The following is a 2,933-nucleotide window of genomic DNA, read 5'->3' as shown; positions in this document are numbered from 1 at the left end:
TAAAACCCCTTGGGTGTTGTATGGTTAAGCCTCACGGGCAATTAGTACAGGTTAGCTCAACGCCTCACAGCGCTTACACACCCTGCCTATCAACGTTCTAGTCTTGAACAGCCCTTCAGGATACTTAAAGTATCAGGGATGACTCATCTTGAGGCTCGCTTCCCGCTTAGATGCTTTCAGCGGTTATCGATTCCGAACTTAGCTACCGGGCAATGCGTCTGGCGACACAACCCGAACACCAGCGGTTCGTCCACTCCGGTCCTCTCGTACTAGGAGCAGCCCCTCTCAATCATCCAGCGCCCACGGCAGATAGGGACCGAACTGTCTCACGACGTTCTAAACCCAGCTCGCGTACCACTTTAAATGGCGAACAGCCATACCCTTGGGACCGACTTCAGCCCCAGGATGTGATGAGCCGACATCGAGGTGCCAAACACCGCCGTCGATATGAACTCTTGGGCGGTATCAGCCTGTTATCCCCGGAGTACCTTTTATCCGTTGAGCGATGGCCCTTCCATTCAGAACCACCGGATCACTATGACCTGCTTTCGCACCTGCTCGAACCGTCATTCTCGCAGTCAAGCGGGCTTATGCCATTGCACTAACCTCACGATGTCCGACCGTGATTAGCCCACCTTCGTGCTCCTCCGTTACGCTTTGGGAGGAGACCGCCCCAGTCAAACTACCCACCAGGCACTGTCCTCACCCCGGATAACGGGGCCAAGTTAGAACATCAACACTACAAGGGTGGTATTTCAAGGACGGCTCCACAGATACTGGCGTACCTGCTTCGAAGCCTCCCACCTATCCTACACATGTAGGGTCAATGTTCAGTGCCAAGCTGTAGTAAAGGTTCACGGGGTCTTTCCGTCTAGCCGCGGGGACGCAGCATCTTCACTGCGATTTCAATTTCACTGAGTCTCGGGTGGAGACAGCGTGGCCATCATTACGCCATTCGTGCAGGTCGGAACTTACCCGACAAGGAATTTCGCTACCTTAGGACCGTTATAGTTACGGCCGCCGTTTACCGGGGCTTCGATCAAGAGCTTCGACCTAAGTCTAACCCCATCAATTAACCTTCCGGCACCGGGCAGGCGTCACACCGTATACGTCATCTTTCGATTTTGCACAGTGCTGTGTTTTTAATAAACAGTTGCAGCCACCTGGTATCTGCGACTGCCGGCAGCTCCAAGAGCAAGTCTCTTCACCGCCAGCAGCGTACCTTCTCCCGAAGTTACGGTACCATTTTGCCTAGTTCCTTCACCCGAGTTCTCTCAAGCGCCTTGGTATTCTCTACCTGATCACCTGTGTCGGTTTGGGGTACGATTCCTTACTATCTGAAGCTTAGAGGCTTTTCCCGGAAGCATGGCATCAATGACTTCACTGCCGTAGCAGCTCGACATCGGGTCTCAGCCTGATGTATTCCCGGATTTGCCTAAGAATACAGCCTACACCCTTGAACCAGGACAACCGTCGCCTGGCCCACCTAGCCTTCTCCGTCCCCCCATCGCAATAGTAAGAAGTACGGGAATATTAACCCGTTTCCCATCGACTACGCCTTTCGGCCTCGCCTTAGGGGTCGACTCACCCTGCCCCGATTAACGTTGGACAGGAACCCTTGATCTTCCGGCGAGGAGGTTTTTCACCCCCTTTATCGTTACTCATGTCAGCATTCGCACTTCTGATACCTCCAGCAAGCCTTACGACTCACCTTCAACGGCTTACAGAACGCTCCCCTACCCAATACGCTAATGCGCATTGCCGCAGCTTCGGTGTATAGCTTAGCCCCGTTAAATCTTCCGCGCAGGCCGACTCGACCAGTGAGCTATTACGCTTTCTTTAAATGATGGCTGCTTCTAAGCCAACATCCTGGCTGTCTGAGCCTTCCCACATCGTTTCCCACTTAGCTATAACTTTGGGACCTTAGCTGGCGGTCTGGGTTGTTTCCCTCTCCACGACGGACGTTAGCACCCGCCGTGTGTCTCCCGGATAGTACTTACTGGTATTCGGAGTTTGCAAAGGGTTGGTAAGTCGGGATGACCCCCTAGCCTTAACAGTGCTCTACCCCCAGTAGTATTCGTCCGAGGCGCTACCTAAATAGCTTTCGGGGAGAACCAGCTATCTCCAGGTTTGATTGGCCTTTCACCCCTAGCCACAAGTCATCCGCTAATTTTTCAACATTAGTCGGTTCGGTCCTCCAGTAAGTGTTACCTCACCTTCAACCTGCCCATGGCTAGATCACCTGGTTTCGGGTCTAATCCCAGCAACTGCACGCCCAGTTAAGACTCGGTTTCCCTACGGCTCCCCTATTCGGTTAACCTTGCTACTGAAATTAAGTCGCTGACCCATTATACAAAAGGTACGCAGTCACCCCGAAGGGCTCCTACTGCTTGTACGTACACGGTTTCAGGTTCTATTTCACTCCCCTCACAGGGGTTCTTTTCGCCTTTCCCTCACGGTACTGGTTCACTATCGGTCAGTCAGGAGTATTTAGCCTTGGAGGATGGTCCCCCCATGTTCAGACAGGATATCACGTGTCCCGTCCTACTCGATTTCACTGTAAAGGCGCCGTCGGCTACGGGGCTATCACCCTGTATCGCCATGCTTTCCAGCATGTTCACCTAACGCCAATTCAACTTAAGGGCTAATCCGGTTTCGCTCGCCGCTACTGCCGGAATCTCGGTTGATTTCTGTTCCTCGGGGTACTTAGATGTTTCAGTTCCCCCGGTTCGCCTCACAACGCTATGTATTCACGTTGTGATACTTGCTTATGCAAGTGGGTTTCCCCATTCGGAAATCCGAGAGTATAGTGATTCTTACCATCTCCTCTCGGCTTATCGCAGGTTAGCACGTCCTTCATCGCCTCTGACTGCCAAGGCATCCACCGTGTACGCTTAGTCACTTAACCATACAACCCCAAGAGGTTTCGTATG

1 rRNA gene is annotated in these 2,933 nt (G+C 52.7%); it reads right to left on the bottom strand.

From position 1 onward, the window contains the following. Positions 1–20 precede the first annotated feature (20 nt). Positions 21–2,908: ribosomal RNA gene (locus C942_RS23505) — 23S ribosomal RNA — on the bottom strand. Positions 2,909–2,933 lie beyond the last annotated feature (25 nt).

Origin of the sequence: Photobacterium marinum (genome assembly GCF_000331515.1) — a bacterium.
Classification (GTDB): Bacteria; Pseudomonadota; Gammaproteobacteria; order Enterobacterales; family Vibrionaceae; genus Photobacterium; species Photobacterium marinum.
Note: the sequence above shows the minus strand (reverse complement) of the source record. Positions and strands in the feature narration are given on the sequence as shown.